Source organism: Rhizobium cauense (assembly GCF_019511525.1).
GTDB lineage: Bacteria > Pseudomonadota > Alphaproteobacteria > Rhizobiales > Rhizobiaceae > Rhizobium > Rhizobium cauense.
The window spans coordinates 491,889-510,701 of sequence record NZ_JAEUAT010000001.1 but is presented as its reverse complement, the minus strand read 5'-3'; the positions used below and the strand labels follow the sequence as shown (position 1 = coordinate 510,701).

Below are 18,813 nucleotides of genomic sequence, written 5' to 3'. Positions count from 1 at the left end.
CATAGAAGATTTTTTTGCGTAATCTACGCCGCATAAGCCCGAAGCTGTTGGAGGATGGCGGGGCGAAAAAGAGGAGGATGAAACATGCAGGTCAATCGCCGTTCATTTCTGATGGGCTCGGCAGGTGTCGCTGCCGGGGTGGCCTTCGGCGCCGGGAGCTCCATTCCGGCGTTTGCCGAGGATGCCAAATTGCGTGCCATGTGGTGGGGGTCGAACGATCGCGCCAAGCGCACGCTTGATGTCGCCAAGCTCTATGAAAGCAAGAATCCCGGTGTTTCGGTCGTCGGCGAGTCATTGAGCGGCGACGGCTACTGGACGAAGCTTTCCACGCAAATGGCCGGGCGCGCCATTGCTGACGTCTTCCAGCTCGAGCCGGGAACAATCTCGGATTATTCCAAGCGCGGTGCATGCCTGGCGCTGGACGAATTCGTCCCCTCGACGCTCAAGGTCGATTCATTCGGCAAGGACATGCTGAAGCTGACGACGGTCGACAACAAGCTTTATGGCATCGGTCTCGGTCTGAACTCCTTCGCATTGTTCTTTGACCAGACGGCCTTCGAAAAGGCAGGCATTCCGGTGCCGACGGCTGACCTGACCTGGGATGAGTATGCCAAGCTCGCAGTCGAACTGACGAAAGCGGGAGGCAAGGATAGCTACTGGGGCGGTCCTTACGGCGCGCGCTACACCTACGTCTTCGATGCCTGGCTGCGTCAGCGCGGCAAGAGCCTCTACGCCGACGGCAAGCTCGGCTTCAACGTTGATGACGCAACGGCCTGGTACACGTTCTGGGAAGATCTGCGCAAGAAGGGCGGCACGGTGGCAGCCGACGTCCAGACGCTCGACCAGAACACCATCGACACGAACTGCCTCGCGCTTGGCAAGTCGGCGATGGGCATGGCCTATTCCAATCAGCTCGTCGGCTACCAGCTAATCTCCAAGAACAAGCTGGCGATCACGCTGCTGCCGCGTGAAAAGAAGGGCGGCCCGTCCGGTCACTACTATCGTCCGGCGTTGATCTGGAGCGTCGGCGGCACCACGAAGAACGGCGAGGCCGCAGCGAAGTTCATTGACTTCTTTGTAAACGACGTCGAGGCGGGCAAGATCCTTGGAGTGGAGCGTGGCGTGCCCATGTCGCCTGTCGTGCGGGAAGCGATTCTCCCGAACCTCAATCCGACAGAGCAGGCGACGATCAAGTACATCAACTTGCTGAAAGATCAGGTCGGCGAGTATCCGGCGCCGGCGCCGCTCGGTTCGACGCAATTCGACCAGCGCGTCTTCCGCCCGCTTGCAGATGAGCTTGCATTCGAGCGCACAACGCCTGCCGAAGCGGCGGCACGGCTTCTGGAAGAAGGCAAGGCGACGATCAAGGGCTGATTGTTCCCTCCTCTCGGCGAACCTTGGATCGCGGCGGGTACGGCCCTGCCGCGATTTTTCTTTGTTGCTCAGCGTCTTTCGTTCCCATGACAATTGTATGATTTTTTCGTGGGAAAACCTTTTCTCACTTGACGCTGTGGTTGGGAAAAGCTTTTCTCATGCGGAAATGAGGAGGCGCGCGGTGAATATCGCGGGAGGAAAAAGAGGCCGGATTACCATCCACGACGTCGCAGCGGCGGCGGGCGTCAGTATTTCGACCGCCTCTAAGGCTCTGAATGGAACCGGCCGCATGAGTGCCGAAACCCGGGAACGGGTGAAGCGAATTGCCGGCGAGGTCGGCTTTCGCCCGAATGCACTCGCTCGTGGCCTGCTCAGCAAGCGCAGTTTCACGATCGGGCTGTTGACTAACGACACCTACGGGCGCTTCACGCTGCCCGTCATGGCCGGCATTTCCGACGCGCTCGTCGACCATGGTGTATCGGTTTTTCTCTGCGCAATCGAAGATGACCCGGCGCTTGGCCAGATTCACGTGGATGCCATGCTCGAAAAGCAGGTGGACGGGATCATCGCTACCGGCAAGCGCCTGGATCGGCAGCTTCCGGTCGATCTGTCAAACCTGCACGTCCCGGTCGTCTACGCATTCACGGAGGGGACGCCGGCAAGCGTCACCTTCCGTTCCGACGACGCCCAGGGTGCGCGGTTGGCGGTGGAGTGGCTGGTGAAGATGGGCCGTCGGCGGATTGCCCATGTGACGGGACCGGAGAGCTTCTTCTCCGTTCGCGAGCGCGCGGACGCCTATCGCGAGGCCATCGGTGACGAAGGGCTCGTCTTGTTCGGCCACTGGGCGGAGGCCTGGGGCCACGAGGCCGTCGCCGAGATTTGGAACGAGGAAGGCGAAAAGCCGGATGCGATCTTCTGCGGCAACGATCAGATCGCCCGTGGTGCAGTGGATGCGCTGCGCGAACGCGGTGTTCGCGTGCCTGAGGATGTCTCGGTGGTTGGGTTCGACAATTGGGAAATCGTTGCCGGTCAGACGCGGCCACCGCTCACCTCCGTCGATATGGAGTTGAAGGAGCTGGGGCGTCAGGCGGGTCTGACGGTTCTGGCGCTGGCGGAGGGACGCCACGTGGAGCCTGGTGTCAGGAAATTGCCGTGCCGCCTCGTGGTGCGGCAGTCATGCGGGGCCCAAAGCCCCAAGAGATGAGGAACCGGCGCTAAGGAGAAGCGCCAATTTGGGAGGAGTGCCATGATTAAGCGTCTGTTGGCTGCGACAAGCGTTGCCACCCTATGCCTGGTGTCCGGAGCATCGGCCGCCGAGAAAGTCGAAATGTGGGTTCGTTCCGGTATCGGCGAGTCCTTCAAGAAAGTCGTTGAAGCCTACAATTCCAGCCATGAGAACCAGGTCGTCGCGACCGAGGTGCCGTTCTCGGAACTGGTCCAGAAATACGCAACGGCTATCGCTGGCGGCCAGGCGCCGGATGCCTTGTCAATGGACCTCATCTATAACCCGGCCTTTGCCGCCGCGGGGCAGTTGGAGGACCTGACGGATTGGGCAAAGAAGCTGCCCTATTTCAATTCGCTGTCGCCCTCGCACGTCCGCCTCGGCACCTATCAGGATCGCATCTACGGCCTGCCGCTGTCGGTCGAAACCTCGGTCTTCGCCTGGAACAAGGATCTCTACAAGAAGGCTGGCCTCGATCCCGAAAAGGCGCCTGCCACTTGGGAGGAAATCACGGCCAACGCCGAGAAGATCCGCAAGGTGGGTGACGATACCTACGGCTTCTATTTCTCCGGCGGCGGCTGCGGCGGCTGCATGATCTTCACCTTCACGCCGCTGACCTGGGGTGCAGGTGCCGATATCCTGTCGGCCGACGGCAAGACGGCGACGCTCGATACGCCGCAGATGCGCAAGGCGGTCGACTATTATCGCGACATGGTGAAGAAGGACCTTGTCCCGGCCAGCGCCGCCAGCGACAACGGTGCCAACTTCCTGACCTTCACCAACGGGAAGATAGGCCAGCAGAGCCTCGGCGCGTTTGCGATCGGCACGCTCGTTACAGAGCATCCCGACATCAACTTCGGCGTGACCCTCATCCCGGGCGTTGACGGCAACCCGTCCTCGTTTGCCGGCGGCGACAACTTTGTCATCACGAAGGGCACCAAGAAGATCGATGCCGTGAAGGAGTTCCTCGAATACATCTATTCGATGGACGGCCAGAAGATCATGGCGAAGTACGGCAGCCTGCCGACCCGTGGTGATATCGCCGACAAGGTGCTCGAAGGCCTCGATCCGAGGTTGCAGGTCGGCCTGAAGGCGATCTCTGTCGCCAAGACCCCCTACACGCTGCAGTTCAACGATCTGATCAACAGCGCCAACGGTCCATGGGCGACCTTCACGAACGCTGCCATCTTCGGTGACGACGTAGACGGCGCCTTCAAGAATGCGCAGTCGGAGATGCAGTCCATCATTGACAGCGGCCAATAATCTCCCGGCGGCCGTGGCCGGAGGGCGGTGGCAGTCCTCCGGCCGATTTTACCAGGAATGATGCGGAGTGTTTCGATGACCGTGACGGGTCAAAAGCAGATTGCATGCGTGCGCAGACGTACCCCACGACCGGAATGGACGGGCCTCCTCTACATCGCTCCGGCGATGCTTTTGGTGATCGTTTTCTTCGTGCTCCCGGTCGGGTTCACCGCCTGGATGAGCCTTCACAACTGGCCCCTGATGGGTGCCCAGCGCTGGATCGGCTTCAACAACTACTTCCGCATGTTCAATGACGGTCGCTTCGTCGCGGCGCTGAACTTCACCGCCTACTATACGGTCATCGTGACGATCCTGATCTTCGCGGTTGCCTTTCCGCTTGCCCTCTTTGTCGAGCGGCAGCGGGCTTTCGTCAGCACGTATCGTACCGTCATCTTTCTTCCTGTCGTCGTCGGTCTGGCTTCGGCGTCGCTGCTTTGGGTGTGGCTTGCCAACGTCGACAGCGGGTTCATCGGCCCCGCCTTGAAGGCACTCGGACTTGTCGAGAAGAGCCCCAATCTACTCGCGACCTTCGACAGTGCATTCCTGACGATCTGCGTCATGGTCGTGTGGAAGATAGCCGGCTTTACAATGATCATCCTGCTGACAGGGCTTCAGGCGATCCCAGCCGATCTGACGGAGGCGGCCGTCGTTGACGGTGCAAGCTGGTGGCAGCGCTTCCGGTTTCTGACACTGCCGTTGATGCGCAAGACGATCGCGCTTGCCCTGATCATCTCCGTAACGGGGTCGATCCTCGCCTTCGATCAGTTTTACATCATGACCTCCGGCGGACCGCAGAACCGAATGATCTCCGTCGTCTACTATATATTCAACCAGTCTTTCGTGTCCTTCAATCTCGGATACGGCGCGGCGCTGTCGATTGCGCTTCTCGCCATTCTCCTCGTCATCAGCGTCGTGCAGCTCTGGCTGCTGCGTGTCGGGGAGGAGCGCTGATGAGCCTCGTCACCGGTCGCAAGAGAAGCCGTGAAATCCGTGGTCAAGCCGCCTATCACGGCACCGGCATAGCCATTGCCATCTTCTTTCTCGCTCCGTTTGTCATCACGCTGCTCGCCTCGCTCCGGCATGGCACCGAGGCGCGGCTGCCGCCGCTGCCGCCATGGCCGACGAACGGCATCAGTTTCGATTCCTATCGCTCGCTGGACAGTTTCGGCGCCGGCATCTGGCAGCACACCCTCAATTCGCTCATTGTGTCGCTTGCAACCGTCGTGCTGACCGTGGTGATCAGCCTGCTCGCGGGCTACGGTTTCTCGCGCTATCGCTTTCCGATGAAGAACGTCTTCTTCATCCTGATCATCGCGACGCTGATGATCCCATTCCAGTCGATCCTCACGCCGCTGTTCATCATCCTCGCCAAGCTCGGGCTCAACAATTCGCTCTTTGGTCTGACGCTGGTCTACGTGACGCTGCAGCTGCCGTTTTCCGTGTTCATGATGCGCAACGCATTCGATGCGGTACCGAAGGAGATCGAGGAAGCGGCGCGCATCGATGGCGCTCACGACCTGAAGTTGCTCGTGCTGGTCTTGTTACCGCTTGTGTTGCCGGGTGTCGCAACGGTTGCAATCTTCGCCTTCCTGAATGCCTGGAACGAATTCCTCGCCGCGCTCGTGCTGCTTTCCAGCAACGAGAAATACACGCTGCCTGTCCTGATGATGGCCGTGCGCGCCGGCCGCCTTGGGGCGATCAACTGGGGCGCCGTGCAGGCGGGTGTCGCTGTCATGACGATCCCGTGCCTCATCGTTTTCCTGCTTCTGCAACGCTACTACATGCGCGGGCTGATGGCCGGCGCGGTGAAATGACTTCTGAAGAAAGATGGATCAAGCCATGAACAAGTTGAAAAGAGACCGCCAGTTTCGCCCGCTTCCCGTGCCGGATGTCGACGTGCACGGCCTGTTCGGGGAACGCCAGGATGCGATCTGCGACAGCACCGCTGAAACGCTGTTGGATCGTTGCGTCGAAGCCGGCATGCTGCAGGCGATTGATGTTACCAAGCCGAGCCCCGGAGTTGTCATTCCGATCGGTCCCTGGGGCGGATCGACGCAGATGTTCTGGGACAGTGATCTCGGCAAGTCGATCGAGACGGTGGCCTATTCGCTCTATCGTCGTGCCAATCCCGCACTGGAAGCCCGGGTCGATGCCATCATCGACATGTACGAGAAGCTGCAGGACAAGGATGGCTATGTGAACGCCTGGTTCCAGCGGGTTCAGCCCGAGCGTCGCTGGACCAACCTGCGCGACCACCACGAACTCTATTGCGCCGGTCATCTGATGGAAGGCGCGGTCGCCTACTATCAAGCCACCGGCAAGCGCAAGCTGCTCGACATCATGTGCCGTTTTGCCGATTACATGATTACCGTCTTCGGTCACGGCCCGGGCAAGATCCCCGGCTATTGCGGCCACGAGGAAGTCGAACTGGCACTGGTCAAACTTGCCCGCGTGACCGGCGAGAAAAAGTATCTGGATCTCGCCAAGTTCTTCGTCGATGAGCGCGGAACCGAGCCGCACTTCTTCACCGACGAGGCGGCCCGCGATGGCCGCAGTGCAGCGGACTTTCACCAGAAGACCTATGAGTACGGCCAGGCTCATCAGCCGGTTCGCGAGCAGAAGAAGGTTGTGGGCCACGCCGTTCGCGCAATGTATCTCTATTCCGGCATGGCCGACATCGCGACGGAGTACAACGACGACAGCCTCACCGGCGCCCTAGAAGTCTTGTGGGACGATCTGACGACCAGGCAGATGTATGTCACCGGCGGCATCGGGCCGGCAGCCGCCAATGAAGGTTTCACCGACTACTATGATTTGCCGAACGAAAGCGCCTATGCCGAGACCTGTGCTTCCGTCGGTCTGGTATTCTGGGCAAACCGCATGCTCGGACGCGGCCCGAACCGCCGCTATGCCGATATCATGGAACAGGCGCTTTACAACGGCGCCATGACCGGCCTCTCGCTCGACGGCAAGACCTTCTTTTATGACAACCCGCTGGAAAGCGCCGGCAAGCATCACCGCTGGACCTGGCACCATTGCCCCTGCTGCCCGCCGAACATTGCCCGCCTGCTCGCCTCGATCGGCTCCTACATGTATGGCGTCGCCGAAGACGAGATTGCCGTCCACCTCTACGGTGAGGGCAAGGCGCGGTTCAAGGTCGCAGGCTCGAACGTCGAACTGACCCAGAAGACCCGTTACCCCTGGCACGGTGCCGTTCACTTCGACATCAAGGCAAGCACGGCGGCCCGCTTTGCGGTTTCGCTGCGTATCCCGGAATGGGCGAATGGCGCAACGCTTGCGGTCAACGGGGAGGCGATCAACATTGCTTCGGTCGACGTCGATGGCTACGCCCGCATTGAACGCGAGTGGCGCGACGGCGACAAGATCGACCTGAACATCCCGCTGGAAGCGCGCGCGCTTTGGGCAAATCCGCTGGTGCGCCAGGACGCCGGGCGGGCTGCCGTGATGCGTGGCCCGCTCGTCTATTGTGTCGAGGCGACGGATAACGGGGCAGGCCTAAACGGCATCCGGCTTGGCGAGGATCTGTCGGCAAAGACGGCGGAGATTGCCGAGCTCGGTGGCGCGGTTGCCCTCGATATCCCGGTGACCAGGGATGAGTCGGATTGGGGAACGACGCTCTATCGGACCAAGCCGCCGGCAACCGGGAAGGGGACGGCGCGCTTTGTGCCCTACCATCTGTGGGACAACCGCGCGCCCGGCGAAATGCTCGTCTGGATCCGTTCTGCCACGTAGCCAGCTACGACATGCAAAATCAGCGTCGCCGGCTTAGCGGCTGGCGACGGCTCCCTTGAGTTCCAACCGCGCTTCCGCTCGGATCATGCGCACCCAGTTGCGCCCGATTGCGAGGCCGCTCGCATCCCAGGCCGCGGCATGGGCGGCGGCAAGCGCCTCGTAGCGTTCATGCCAGCCGGGCTCCATCTGCTCGATGGAAGCGGCAAACTCGCCCTTCCAGCTATCGATGACAGATGCGCTGGCCTCGAAATGAAACTGCGTGCCATAGGCTGCGCGGCCAATGCGAAACGCCTGGTTCTGCGCGAGATTGCTGGCGGCGAGACGCGTGGCGCCAATTGGCAGTGTAAACGTATCGCTGTGCCACTGGAATGTGGTGAAGTCGTCCGCAAGCCCGGAAAGCAGCGGGTCGGTCTGACCTTCGACGGACTTGCTGACTGAGTGCCAGCCGAACTCCAGTCTGGCATTCAGCTGGTTCTCCGCACCGTAGGCGCGCGCCAGGATCTGCGCACCGAGGCAGATGCCGAGCACGGCCTTGTCAGCCTCGGCGAAGTCCCGCATCAACTGCGCAAGGGCTGGGAGATAGGGATAGTTGGCGTCATCGATCGCATTCTGCTCACCGCCGAGCACCACGAGCGCGTCGTGATCGGCACTGCCTGTGGGCAGCTTGCCGTCGATCCAAGGGCGGAAGCGCTCAACCTCGGCATTAACCTCCGAGAGCGCCGTTCCCAGCGAGCCGAGCGGCGTGCTTTTCATGTTCTCGATAACGGCGACCCGCATCGGCATCTCCTCTGCGATCTTCGACCCGGAGAGGAACACCAAGCGCTTCCTGATTGCAATATGGATTGCGCCACGCTTCGGCAGTTCTTAAATCGGATGATGAAAGGAAGCCCTGACATGAGCGACAAGAAAGCCCGCGTGACGATCCTCTACTGCACCCAATGCAACTGGCTGCTGCGCGCCGGCTGGATGGCGCAGGAACTTCTGCAGACCTTCACCGACAGCCTCGGCGAAGTAGCGCTCATTCCCGGCACCGGCGGCAACTTCGAAATCCGGGTGGATGGCGATCTCATCTGGGAGCGCAAGCGCGATGGCGGCTTTCCCGGCCCGAAGGAATTGAAGCAGCGCGTGCGCGACATCATCGAGCCCGGCCGCGATCTCGGTCATGTCGATCGAGCGTCACTGGAAAGCTGAGCCACTAGTCATACGGCGAATTGCAGGTCCTGTAGATGCCCTCGAAAGTCACAAACCGGTCGGTCTTCGGATTGTAGCTGCGGTATTGGTTACGGCACCATTCCACATGGAACTTTCGTCCCTGTGCTTGCGGCTGCACCGTGCGCACGGGCGGCGGGTCATAATAAAGTGGTGCGGGCCCCCGCGCTCCCGGCCGATAGTAGGTCGGGCCAGTGTTGATCGGCGGCCGGTAATTCGGCTGCACATAGGACGGACGAAACGACTGTACCGGCCCAAAGGTGAAGCAGCCGCGTGCATCGCACATCGTCGACCCCACGCGGACGATGTCCGATTCGCGGGCAACGGGTGAAAGGGCGCCAAGCGGCATCGCAAACGCGGCGCAGGGCAGCACGGAGAAGAACGCGATCAGACAAAGATTGTGAAGCCCGGGCATCGAACGATCCTTTCTTGCCGATACATATAGGGCGGATCGCGCCGACCGCTACCGCCGTCTCAGATTGCACCGCCATCAACATACGCACTCATCAAGAACTTTTTTGCGGGCTGTCAGGAAAACTTCAAAAACCCTGTTGACAGCAAGAGGCCACCCCCGTACATGGCTCTCCGTCGCCCAGATGGCGGAATTGGTAGACGCGCCAGCTTCAGGTGCTGGTACCCGAAAGGGTGTGGAGGTTCGAGTCCTCTTCTGGGCACCATTCCCAAGCAAAATCAGAGTGAAAGCCGGTACCAACGGCTTCCTGTTTAAAAGTATCATCAACGCCGGTAACGGCTTTGATCGGGCCGCTGATTGCGGTCATGACAGCGCCCCTTTGAGGTGCATCAGCCTCCGCCCTTACCTTGATGTCTCACTCACGTTCAGCGAACCGGCTGGTAGTGCCCGCGCAACGGCACCTGCGTCCCGACGCTTTCCACGCCGTCACGATCGCAGACATAGACGAGGGTCGGCAGGCCGCCGGTCCGGAAGATCTTGTCATAGGAACGCCGCAGCGGCCGTGTTTCCGTCCGGCAACTGTATTGTTCCTCGTCCTTCGGGTCCGGTTGTGCCTTGACGCCCGGCAGGTTGGCGTAGGGATAGGCCGATTGTGCCGGCACCTGGCCGGCGCGCTGCCAGTCCGCGGCATGGCTCGCGGCCGGCGCCAGGCCTGCGCCGGCTGCCAAGGCTATCGACAACGCTCTTGCGAACCGCATTTTGCCGGATCCGAATTGATCTCTCTTCTGTCGATGTAGGCGCGCCCATCGTTTGCATCAAGCGAGCTGCTCATTCCGCAGGCTCCGATCTCGAAAACGTGACCTCGTCCGCGGCGAGCCGTACTGCCGCCACGGCGGGGATACGCGTCTTGACGACGCAAGCGGAACGGAATTCTACGTGCTCTGTCGTAAGTTGATGCGACGAAGAGACGCTAAGAACCTGCAAGCTTCTGATGGCTGCTCTCAAGATGGTTGCATGAATGAAGGCGCGGTGATCTATCCGTGACTTTCGCTTTGATCTAAGCAGCCGACCGACAGGCGGCGCGAGAAGGACGGAACAGATGACGAGCTATGTATTGACGGTGACGTGCAAGTCGACGCGCGGGATCGTGGCGGCGATTGCGAATTACCTGGCGGATCAGGGCTGCAACATCATCGATTCCTCGCAGTTCGATGACCTCGATACCGGCAAGTTCTTCACCCGCGTCAGCTTCATTTCGGAAGAGGGCGTCGGCCTTGCTGCACTCAAGGAAGGCTTCAAGCCGGTCGCCGAGAAGTTCGACATGAATGCCGAAGTCCATGCTGGCGACAGCCGCATGAAGGTGCTGCTGATGGTGTCGCGCTTCGGTCACTGTTTGAATGACCTGCTTTACCGCTGGAAGATCGGCGCGCTGCCGATCGACATCGTCGGCGTGGTGTCCAATCACTTCGATTATCAGAAGGTGGTGGTGAACCACGATATTCCCTTCCACCACATCAAGGTGACCAAGGAAAACAAACCTCAGGCCGAGGCCCAGCTGCTCGACCTCGTGGATCAGACCGGCACCGAGCTGATCGTCCTCGCCCGCTACATGCAGGTTCTTTCCGACGCAATGTGCCGCAAGATGTCCGGCCGGATCATCAATATCCATCACTCGTTCCTGCCGAGCTTCAAGGGCGCCAACCCCTACAAGCAGGCCTACGAGCGCGGCGTGAAGCTGATTGGCGCGACCGCGCACTACGTCACCGCGGATCTCGATGAAGGTCCAATCATCGAGCAGGACACGGCGCGCATCACCCACGCCCAGAGCGCCGAAGACTATGTTTCCATCGGCCGCGACGTCGAAAGCCAGGTGCTGGCTCGCGCCATCCATGCTCACATCCATCGCCGTGTCTTCCTGAACGGCAACCGCACCATCGTCTTCCCGGCAAGCCCTGGCAGCTACGCCTCGGAGCGCATGGGCTGATCGCAGTGGCGGAGTTGCGGTTGCGGGAGCGACCTACTCGCTTGCCGATGGTAACGATTCGATTATCTGCTTAGTCTGCACAATCGAATCATGCCGCGGGGGATGCCATGACTGACGAGACGCCTGCCGATCGCGCGACCTTGCCACGCCCTGACGTGACGGCCGCGGAAGCCGGCGACATTCTTCAGTCGCGTTATGGCCTGTCGGGAACGATCGCCGAACTCGGCAGCCAGCAGGATCGCACCTACCGCCTGGACACGGGCGAGCATCGCTATGTGCTGAAGATATGCCACGTGGCCTACGAGACGCTGGAGCTCGAGGCACAGAACGCCGCGATCCATCACATCAGCATGAAGGAGGGTGCGCCACGCGTCCCGCGGGTCATCCCGTCGAGCGACGGGCAGGACATCGTCGCTGTGACTGTCCGCGACCAGACCTACCAGGTTCGTTTGCTGGAATACCTGGAAGGCGAGGGGCTGACGCATCGCAAGCACTTGCCGACGGAGTCGGTCGCTGCACTTGGAGCCCTCTGCGCCCGTCTGGCGCAGTCACTTGCCGATTTCACGCATCCCGGTCTTGATCGCAGCCTGCAATGGGATTTGCGCCGTGCCGGGCCGGTTGCCGTGCAACTGCTATCGGCGATCACCGATAGCGCAGCACGCGATCGCATCGCCAAGACGATGGTATCAGCCGTGCGGCGAATCCAGCCGCTCGCGCCGTCCTTGCGTCTGCAGGCCGTGCATCACGACGTGACCGGTGACAACGTCGTCAGTCGTCGCGACGAGCGTGGCCATTTGGTTCCCGCCGGCGTCATCGATTTCGGTGATATCATCCGCGGCTGGCTGATCGGGGACTTGGCGGTCACCTGTGCCTCGCTGCTGCATCAGGCTGACGGCAACCCGCTCTACATTCTGCCTGCCGTGAAGGCCTATCATGAGGTCTATCCGCTCACGGAAGAGGAGCTGCGCGCCCTTTGGCCTCTGGTCGTTGCTCGCGCGGTCATCCTTGTCGCCAGCAGCGAGCAGCAGATCTCGATCGACCCGGAGAACGACTATGTTCGCGGCAATCTCGAGTTGGAGCGCCGAATATTCGATGCCGCCGTCTCTGTTCCCTATGAATTCATGGAGATCGCCGTCCTCAAGGCGGTCGGCGCGGGAGTTCCCCCGCTGTCGACGGAGGGCTGGCAACCGCTTTTGCCCGATGTCGACACAGCGACCATTTCTTTCGTTGACCTCGGTGTCCAGAGCCCACATTTCGCTGCGGGCAACTGGTCGCAGGCCGACATGGATTGGCGGCTGCTTGCCCGCGCGGCCGCCGAGACCGGCACGGCGGCAACGCGCTACGGCGAATACCGATTGTCGCGGGCGAGACTAAATAGCGCCACGGCGTCTTCGACCTTCACATTGCATTCCGACATTTGCCTGGCAGGCGGCAGCATGATTGCGGCTCCATTTGCCGGGAGGGTGAGTCGGAAGAATCACCATTTCATCCTGGCGGGCGAGGGTATCAGCCTGCATCTCGACGGAATCGAGCCTTCGCTTGAGGATGAAGCGGAGGTAGAGGCAGGGCAGCCGATCGGGACTGTGTCCGGTGAAGACGGATCTCTTGGAGGGTTGCGCGTGCAGCTCTCCACCCTGCCGGCGAACGAGCCTCCGCTGTTTTGCGCGCCCGAGGAAGCGGACGCCTGGTCGGAGCTATGCCCGTCACCTACCGCCTTTCTTGGCCCCGACGTGAATGCCCCGAAGCCGCGCTCGGCGGAGCTGTTCACGCTCCGGCAGGCCCATCTCGCAAAGCCGCAGAAGAATTACTACCGGGCGGCGCCGCAGATGGAGCGCGGCTGGAAGGAGCATATGTTTGATGTCGAGGGCCGTGCCTACCTCGATATGCTCAACAACGTCACCATGCTTGGTCATGGCCACCCGCGCCTGGCCGAAGCGATCAGCGAGCAATGGTTGCGATTGAACACCAATTCGCGCTTCCACTATGCCGCCATCGCCGAATTCTCGGAGCGCCTCGCATCCCTTGCCCCTGAGGGGCTGGATACCGTCTTCCTTGTCAACAGCGGGTCGGAGGCGAACGATCTCGCGCTGCGGCTCGCCTGGGCTCATACCGGCGCCAGGCAGACGCTTTGCTTGCTTGAGGCCTATCACGGCTGGTCGGTCGCGAGCGATGCTGTTTCAACCTCAATCGCCGACAATCCGCAGGCCCTGACGACACGGCCAGACTGGGTGCATGCCGTTCTCTCGCCAAACACCTACAGCGGTGCGTTCCGCGGTTCGGAATCAGCAACGGGTTATCTGGACGCCGTCTTTGCAGCCCTTGAGGCCATCGATGCAAAGGGTGAGGGTCTGGCGGGCTTCATAGCGGAACCGGTTTACGGGAATGCTGGCGGCATATCGCTGCCGGACGGTTACCTGGCCGGTGTCTATGGGCAGGTCCGCGCTCGTGGTGGCGTTTGCATCGCCGACGAGGTGCAGGTGGGCTACGGACGGCTTGGGCATCATTTCTGGGGCTTTGAGCAGCAGGGTGTCGTCCCCGATATCATCACGATCGCCAAGGGCATGGGAAATGGGCATCCGCTGGGCGCTGTGATTACGACTAAAGCCATCGCCGAATCGCTGGAGAAAGAGGGTTATTTCTTCTCGTCCACCGGCGGCAGTCCCGTCAGTTGCGTGGTCGGCATGACCGTGCTCGATATCATGGCTGACGAAAAGCTTCAGGAGAACGCACGCAGCGTCGGTGACTATCTCAAGGGTCGTCTCGTTGCACTGATCGAGCGCTACCCGATCGTCGGCGCCGTGCATGGCATGGGGCTTTATCTCGGCCTCGAGTTGGTCCGCGACAGAACGACGCTCGAGCCGGCCACAGAAGAGACTGCGGCAATCTGCGGCCGGCTTCTCGATCTCGGCGTCCTGATGCAGCCGACCGGCGATCACCTGAATGTGTTGAAGATCAAGCCGCCTCTCTGCCTCTCTCCGGAGAGTGCAGATTTCTTCGTCGAGACGCTGGAAAAGGTGCTCTCTGAGGGGTGGTAGGCCGTATTCCGCGGCATTAACCATTTCGGTCATTTCGCGGCTTTGCACTTTTTAATCAAATGCACCATTGCCGGAATCAGCAGCACTTCCTATGTCTGCTCCGTGATCGAAAGAGAGCTTCGGACTGTCACGCGAATTGCATAAAGACTTGGTATAGTTGTTGTAGGCAATTCGAGTGTGATGGAATGAAATTTTCCGAATGGTCGATATTTTGACACGTTTCGGAATATGTTTCTGGTAGATTGCGCATTATAGTCTACCAATAAAGTAGATTAATAGCGCAGTCATCGCCGGTCCTGCATCGCCAGGGCCTCAAGCAAGCGCAACGCCAAAGAAAGGAACGAGACATGACTGATATCGATACTCTCGCCAATTTCCTTGGGCGATCGGTGCTTAGCAATGACCGTCCGGGCGCCCTCTCCCGCCCGAACTGTCGAATGTGACCTTCGTCCACCCCTTACCGGAATCAGACAAGTCAATTCGCCATCGCCAGCGCATACCGCGCGGCAGGAGTTCTACGCATGAAAAAAGAAGTAATCGAGTATGCAGGCGTTCCCGTCGGGATCGTCATCCCGGATGAGAACCGGTTGAAGTTCATTGCAGTGAAGTTTCACGTTCACGACCTGGACGAGCAGCATTTCAGCTCACCGGCGGAAGTGAAGCTTGCCATCCATGACCTGATGACCCGCCGTCACCCGAAGCCCCTCCATGCCTGACTGCATGAGGCGTGGCTTAACCAGCCCTGACAGATTTCAGACCGGTCTTACCCAGAGGTGAGGCCGGTCTTGTCTTTTGACCGCCATTGCGGTCCTATCGCGCGCTCTTGGCTGAACGAGGATGGTGCGCGTGTTCAATCTGATCACCGATATTGAAGGCGTCTCCATTGGAAACGCGACGGATCTGACGCTGGGCTCCGGCGTGACCGCCATCATCTTCGATGAGCCCGCAACGGCCTCGGGCGTCGTGCTGGGCGGCGCACCCGGCGGTCGCGACACGGCGCTCCTCGATCCTTCGATGACGGTCGGTGCCGTCGATGCCTTCGTTCTTTCCGGCGGCTCTGCCTTCGGTCTCGACGCGGCAGGCGGCGTTCAGGCGGGTCTCCGCGAAGCCGGCCGTGGCTTCCCCGTCGGGGATGTCAGGGTGCCGATCGTTCCCCAGGCAATCCTGATGGACCTTCTCAACGGCGGTGACAAAGACTGGGGCGTGCAGTCGCCCTATCGCGACATGGGCTACGAGGCTTTCAAGGCGGCGGCGAAGGGGCGCTTTGCGCTTGGAACTGTCGGTGCGGGCGCGGGCGCGACGACGGCGACGTTCAAAGGCGGGCTCGGTTCGGCAAGCGCTGAGACGAGTGCCGGCCTGAGAATTGCGGCGATCGTTGCCGTCAATGCTCTCGGGTCGGCGACTGTGGGAGAGGGGCCGCATTTCTGGTCGGCACCGTTCGAGCAGAACCAAGAGTTCGGCGGCCTCGGCTTGCCAGCGCCGATTACCGAGGACCATACCCGCATGCGGCTGAAGGGCATGAACACCACAGCGACGACGATCGCCGCAATTGTTACCGATGCCGACCTGACCAAGCAGGAGGCACACCGGCTGGCGATCATGGCGCATGACGGCCTCGCACGCGCCCTGCTGCCAGCTCATCTGCCACTGGACGGCGATACCGTATTTGCCGCCTCCACCGGCAGGAAGCAGCGACCCGATCTACCCGTCTTTCTCGAACTTTGCCACTTTGCCACGACAGTACTGGCGCGCGCCGTCGCGCGTGGCGTCTACGAGGCAACCGCGCTCCCAGTTCCTGGCGCGCAGCAAGCCTGGCGAGACCGCTACCCGGATCGCGCAATATCGCCTAAACAGGGCGATATTGCCTGAAGCGGCGGAGACCATAACATGCAGATCCGTGCCCTGATGTATTTCGACGAGCTGGTGCGTACCAACTCCATGCGCCAGGCTGCGGAGAATCTGAACGTTGCCCCGACGGCGATCAGCCGGCAGATCGAGAATCTCGAGTATCACTTCGGCGCGCCGCTTGTGGAGCGCAGCGCCCGCGGTGTGAAATTGACGGCGGCAGGCGAGTTGCTTGCGGCGCGTGCGGGGCGCACGCTTCGCGAACTCGATCATGTCGGTCAGCTCATCGAGGACTTGAAAGGGCTGCAGCGCGGCAAGGTCAACATTTATGCCAACGGTGCCACCGTTGCCAATCTGCTTGCCCCGGCGCTGGCCGAGTTCAGCCTGAAATATCCGAAGCTGCGTTTCGAGGTCGCGATAACGAGCGCACGGCAGGCAATCGAAGCAGTCAATGGCGCCGAGGCCGATATCGCCGTAACGCTGTTCGCACCACCACTCTCCGGCACGAAAGTACGGCTGCGTTCGGAAATCGCCTATGATCTGATCGTTGCCCCGGCACACGCCGCCGCGGATCGGTCGGAGATTCAGCTGAAGGATATTGCCGACTACTCCCTGGCGCTCCCCGATCAGTCCTTCAGCTTTCGCCAGGCCTTCGATGCCCGCGTCGAGAAAGAGGGCTTGGATGTCGAGCCGGTGTTCGTTACCAGCTCACTCGAAATGCTGAAGGAGCTGGTTTTGAGCGGTGCGGCGGTTACGCTGCTGCCCGCTTTGGCTGTCCGCCGCGAGATCGAGGCAGGGCAACTCCGCGCCATTCCCTTGGCCGGCAAGAGCGCGATACGCACCTATGTCGATCTTTGTGTCGCCCCTGACCGCCAGCTTTCCTTCGCGGCAACGAAACTCGTCGATTTTATCGAGCGGTTCATGCGCGAGCGCGCTGCTGCAGGTTCGCGGCCAAAAGATTAGTGCCACGGAGACTTGCTCGGGACCGCTCTTCGAGTGTAGCACTTTCGGCTACACTGAGAACACATAATTGTCATTGTGTGTGCACTCGGGCAATGACACCTTAGCGCTTAAAAGGTCGTTGCTGCGGCGGCGGCCAGACAGGGGAACAGAATGATCATGGTTTCGCGCGCGCCGTCGGCGCGGCTTGTTCGGCGACTTTATCTCGGCGCGGCCGCTTCCGTCGGCCTTGTCTTGCTTGGACTTAGCCCAGCGGAAGCAGCCAAAACCACGCTGACCCTCGGCATGACTGTGGAACCGACGGGCCTCGATCCGACGATCGCCGCTCCCGTCGCAATCGGTCAGGTGACCTGGCAGAACGTCTTCGAAGGGCTTGTTGCGATTGACGAGGCCGGCAAGGTGCAACCGCAGCTCGCCAGGAGCTGGGACGTCTCTCCTGACGGCCTCACCTATACGTTCAAGCTGCAAGCCGGTATCAAATTTCACGATGGCGAGTCCTTCGATTCGACTGCTGCGAAATTCGCGCTCGACCGCGCCCGCGGAGCCGACTCGGTGAACCCGCAAAAGCGCTTCTTCGCCTCTATTGCTTCCATCGAGACGCCAGACCCGGAAACGCTCGTCCTCAAGCTTTCCGCGCCGACTGGAAGCCTTCTCTATTGGCTCGGTTGGCCAGCATCCGTCATGGTCGGCCCGAAGTCTGCAGCGGCAGACAAGACGACTCCTGTCGGCACCGGTCCGTTCAAATTCGTCAACTGGGCGAAGGGCGACAAGGTCGAGCTGGAAAAGAACCCCGACTATTGGAACAAGGACGTCGCGGTAAAGCTCGATAAAGTGACCTTCCGCTTCATCGCCGATCCGCAGGCCCAGGCGGCGGCACTGAAGTCGGGTGACGTCGACGCCATTCCGGAATTCGCGGCACCGGAACTGATGAGCTCCTTTGATGGTGACGCAAAGCTTGCGACCAAGATCGGCAACACCGAGCTTAAGGTCGTGGCCGGCATGAACAACGCCAAGAAGCCCTTCGACGACAAGCGTGTGCGCCAGGCGCTGATGATGGCAATCGACCGCAAGACGGTCATCGATGGCGCCTGGTCAGGGCTCGGCACGCCGATCGGCAGCCACTACACGCCGAACGATCCCGGCTATGTCGATCTCACCGATGTCTTGCCCTACGATCCCGAAAAGGCCAAGGCACTGCTTGCCGAAGCCGGCTATCCGAACGGCTTCACCTTCACGATCAAGTCGCCGCAAATGGCCTATGCGCCACGAAGCGCACAGGTCATGCAGGCAATGCTCGCCGAAATCGGCGTGACGATGAACATCGAGCCGACCGAGTTTCCAGCCAAGTGGGTGCAGGACGTCATGAAGGACCGCGCCTACGAGATGACAATCGTCGCCCACGCCGAACCGCTCGACATCGACATCTACGCACGCGACCCCTACTACTTCAACTACAAGAATCCGGCTTTCAACGCGCTGATGAAGAAGCTGCAGGAAACCTCGGATCCGGCGGCCCAGGCCAGCATCTACGGCGATGCCCAGAAGATTCTGGCCGAGGATGTTCCGGCGCTCTATCTCTTCGTTATGCCCAAGCTGGGCGTCTGGGACAAGAAACTGAAGGGTCTGTGGGAGAACGAGCCCATTCCGTCGAACGTCCTGACGAACGTCTCCTGGGAAGACTGATTGCGGGTGAATGAGATGGTGAGGCGGCGAGTAG

16 protein-coding genes and 1 tRNA gene are annotated in these 18,813 nt (G+C 60.8%); 14 read left to right on the top strand and 3 right to left on the bottom strand.

Annotated features, from left to right (window positions below; translation table 11 throughout):
• Positions 1 to 84 precede the first annotated feature (84 nt).
• The 6 genes from JNB88_RS02535 to JNB88_RS02510 all read left to right on the top strand — a co-directional run bounded on the left by JNB88_RS02535 (position 85) and on the right by JNB88_RS02510 (position 7,651).
• Positions 85 to 1,374, top strand: coding sequence for an ABC transporter substrate-binding protein (locus JNB88_RS02535; RefSeq protein ID WP_220354165.1), 1,290 nt, complete (start codon positions 85 to 87; stop codon positions 1,372 to 1,374).
• Positions 1,375 to 1,555: 181 nt separating this feature from the next.
• The gene (locus JNB88_RS02530) at positions 1,556 to 2,578 is read left to right on the top strand and encodes a LacI family DNA-binding transcriptional regulator (RefSeq protein ID WP_220354164.1); all 1,023 of its coding nucleotides are present in this window, start codon (positions 1,556 to 1,558) and stop codon (positions 2,576 to 2,578) included.
• 42 nt (positions 2,579 to 2,620) lie between these two features.
• Positions 2,621 to 3,859 (top strand): ABC transporter substrate-binding protein, encoded by a 1,239-nt coding sequence (locus tag JNB88_RS02525; protein WP_037131030.1) that lies wholly within the window; start codon positions 2,621 to 2,623, stop codon positions 3,857 to 3,859.
• Positions 3,860 to 3,934: 75 nt separating this feature from the next.
• Positions 3,935 to 4,849, top strand: a complete 915-nt coding sequence (locus JNB88_RS02520; RefSeq protein ID WP_220354163.1) for a carbohydrate ABC transporter permease — start codon at positions 3,935 to 3,937, stop codon at positions 4,847 to 4,849.
• The gene (locus tag JNB88_RS02515; protein WP_037131024.1) at positions 4,849 to 5,712 is read left to right on the top strand and encodes a carbohydrate ABC transporter permease; all 864 of its coding nucleotides are present in this window, start codon (positions 4,849 to 4,851) and stop codon (positions 5,710 to 5,712) included. Before JNB88_RS02520 ends, JNB88_RS02515 begins: the two co-directional genes overlap by 1 nt.
• 25 nt (positions 5,713 to 5,737) lie before the next feature.
• The gene (locus tag JNB88_RS02510) at positions 5,738 to 7,651 is read left to right on the top strand and encodes a glycoside hydrolase family 127 protein (protein WP_220354162.1); all 1,914 of its coding nucleotides are present in this window, start codon (positions 5,738 to 5,740) and stop codon (positions 7,649 to 7,651) included.
• Between the two features lie 33 nt (positions 7,652 to 7,684).
• Here JNB88_RS02510 and JNB88_RS02505 read toward each other — a convergent pair whose 3' ends face one another.
• Positions 7,685 to 8,428, bottom strand: a complete 744-nt coding sequence (locus JNB88_RS02505; RefSeq protein ID WP_220354161.1) for a type 1 glutamine amidotransferase — start codon at positions 8,426 to 8,428, stop codon at positions 7,685 to 7,687.
• Positions 8,429 to 8,545: 117 nt separating this feature from the next.
• On the opposite strand from JNB88_RS02505, the gene JNB88_RS02500 reads away from it, so the two are divergent.
• Positions 8,546 to 8,842 (top strand): Rdx family protein, encoded by a 297-nt coding sequence (locus tag JNB88_RS02500; RefSeq protein WP_037115172.1) that lies wholly within the window; start codon positions 8,546 to 8,548, stop codon positions 8,840 to 8,842.
• Between the two features lie 4 nt (positions 8,843 to 8,846).
• Here the strand turns inward: JNB88_RS02500 and JNB88_RS02495 are convergent, their stop codons facing one another.
• Positions 8,847 to 9,275: a BA14K family protein gene (locus JNB88_RS02495; RefSeq protein ID WP_220354160.1), complete on the bottom strand. Its 429-nt coding sequence runs from the start codon at positions 9,273 to 9,275 to the stop codon at positions 8,847 to 8,849.
• A 175-nt stretch (positions 9,276 to 9,450) separates the two neighbouring features.
• On the opposite strand from JNB88_RS02495, the gene JNB88_RS02490 reads away from it, so the two are divergent.
• A tRNA-Leu gene (locus JNB88_RS02490) sits at positions 9,451 to 9,537 on the top strand.
• Positions 9,538 to 9,697: 160 nt separating this feature from the next.
• Here JNB88_RS02490 and JNB88_RS02485 read toward each other — a convergent pair.
• A complete protein-coding gene (locus JNB88_RS02485) occupies positions 9,698 to 10,030 on the bottom strand; it encodes a hypothetical protein (RefSeq protein WP_220354159.1) in 333 nt (110 codons plus the stop codon).
• Positions 10,031 to 10,371: 341 nt separating this feature from the next.
• Between JNB88_RS02485 and purU the strand changes: the two genes are divergently transcribed.
• The 6 genes from purU to JNB88_RS02455 all read left to right on the top strand — a co-directional run bounded on the left by purU (position 10,372) and on the right by JNB88_RS02455 (position 18,779).
• The gene (gene purU / locus JNB88_RS02480; protein WP_220354158.1) at positions 10,372 to 11,256 is read left to right on the top strand and encodes a formyltetrahydrofolate deformylase; all 885 of its coding nucleotides are present in this window, start codon (positions 10,372 to 10,374) and stop codon (positions 11,254 to 11,256) included.
• 107 nt (positions 11,257 to 11,363) lie between these two features.
• Positions 11,364 to 14,291 carry an aminotransferase gene (locus JNB88_RS02475; protein ID WP_220354157.1) on the top strand — a complete coding sequence of 976 codons (2,928 nt, stop codon included), beginning with the start codon at positions 11,364 to 11,366 and terminating at the stop codon, positions 14,289 to 14,291.
• Between the two features lie 521 nt (positions 14,292 to 14,812).
• Positions 14,813 to 15,007: a hypothetical protein gene (locus JNB88_RS02470; protein ID WP_037130987.1), complete on the top strand. Its 195-nt coding sequence runs from the start codon at positions 14,813 to 14,815 to the stop codon at positions 15,005 to 15,007.
• Between the two features lie 121 nt (positions 15,008 to 15,128).
• The gene (locus tag JNB88_RS02465) at positions 15,129 to 16,160 is read left to right on the top strand and encodes a P1 family peptidase (protein WP_220354156.1); all 1,032 of its coding nucleotides are present in this window, start codon (positions 15,129 to 15,131) and stop codon (positions 16,158 to 16,160) included.
• A gap of 18 nt (positions 16,161 to 16,178) precedes the next feature.
• Complete coding sequence (locus JNB88_RS02460; protein WP_220354155.1) at positions 16,179 to 17,099, top strand: LysR family transcriptional regulator; 921 nt, start codon at positions 16,179 to 16,181, stop codon at positions 17,097 to 17,099.
• A 150-nt stretch (positions 17,100 to 17,249) separates the two neighbouring features.
• On the top strand, positions 17,250 to 18,779 hold the full coding sequence (locus tag JNB88_RS02455; protein ID WP_220354154.1) for an ABC transporter substrate-binding protein: 1,530 nt from the start codon (positions 17,250 to 17,252) through the stop codon (positions 18,777 to 18,779).
• Positions 18,780 to 18,813 lie beyond the last annotated feature (34 nt).

Excerpts from the sequence above, each read along its gene's own strand:
- JNB88_RS02535 (WP_220354165.1), top strand. The coding sequence starts at position 85 with ATGCAGGTCAATCGCCGTTCATTTCTGATGGGCTCGGCAGGTGTCGCT.
- JNB88_RS02525 (WP_037131030.1), top strand. The coding sequence starts at position 2,621 with ATGATTAAGCGTCTGTTGGCTGCGACAAGCGTTGCCACCCTATGCCTG.
- JNB88_RS02520 (WP_220354163.1), top strand. The coding sequence starts at position 3,935 with ATGACCGTGACGGGTCAAAAGCAGATTGCATGCGTGCGCAGACGTACC.
- JNB88_RS02515 (WP_037131024.1), top strand. The coding sequence starts at position 4,849 with ATGAGCCTCGTCACCGGTCGCAAGAGAAGCCGTGAAATCCGTGGTCAA.
- JNB88_RS02510 (WP_220354162.1), top strand. The coding sequence starts at position 5,738 with ATGAACAAGTTGAAAAGAGACCGCCAGTTTCGCCCGCTTCCCGTGCCG.
- JNB88_RS02505 (WP_220354161.1), bottom strand. The coding sequence starts at position 8,428 with ATGCGGGTCGCCGTTATCGAGAACATGAAAAGCACGCCGCTCGGCTCG.
- JNB88_RS02500 (WP_037115172.1), top strand. The coding sequence starts at position 8,546 with ATGAGCGACAAGAAAGCCCGCGTGACGATCCTCTACTGCACCCAATGC.
- JNB88_RS02495 (WP_220354160.1), bottom strand. The coding sequence starts at position 9,275 with ATGCCCGGGCTTCACAATCTTTGTCTGATCGCGTTCTTCTCCGTGCTG.
- JNB88_RS02485 (WP_220354159.1), bottom strand. The coding sequence starts at position 10,030 with ATGCGGTTCGCAAGAGCGTTGTCGATAGCCTTGGCAGCCGGCGCAGGC.
- purU (WP_220354158.1), top strand. The coding sequence starts at position 10,372 with ATGACGAGCTATGTATTGACGGTGACGTGCAAGTCGACGCGCGGGATC.
- JNB88_RS02475 (WP_220354157.1), top strand. The coding sequence starts at position 11,364 with ATGACTGACGAGACGCCTGCCGATCGCGCGACCTTGCCACGCCCTGAC.
- JNB88_RS02470 (WP_037130987.1), top strand. The coding sequence starts at position 14,813 with ATGAAAAAAGAAGTAATCGAGTATGCAGGCGTTCCCGTCGGGATCGTC.
- JNB88_RS02465 (WP_220354156.1), top strand. The coding sequence starts at position 15,129 with ATGGTGCGCGTGTTCAATCTGATCACCGATATTGAAGGCGTCTCCATT.
- JNB88_RS02460 (WP_220354155.1), top strand. The coding sequence starts at position 16,179 with ATGCAGATCCGTGCCCTGATGTATTTCGACGAGCTGGTGCGTACCAAC.
- JNB88_RS02455 (WP_220354154.1), top strand. The coding sequence starts at position 17,250 with ATGATCATGGTTTCGCGCGCGCCGTCGGCGCGGCTTGTTCGGCGACTT.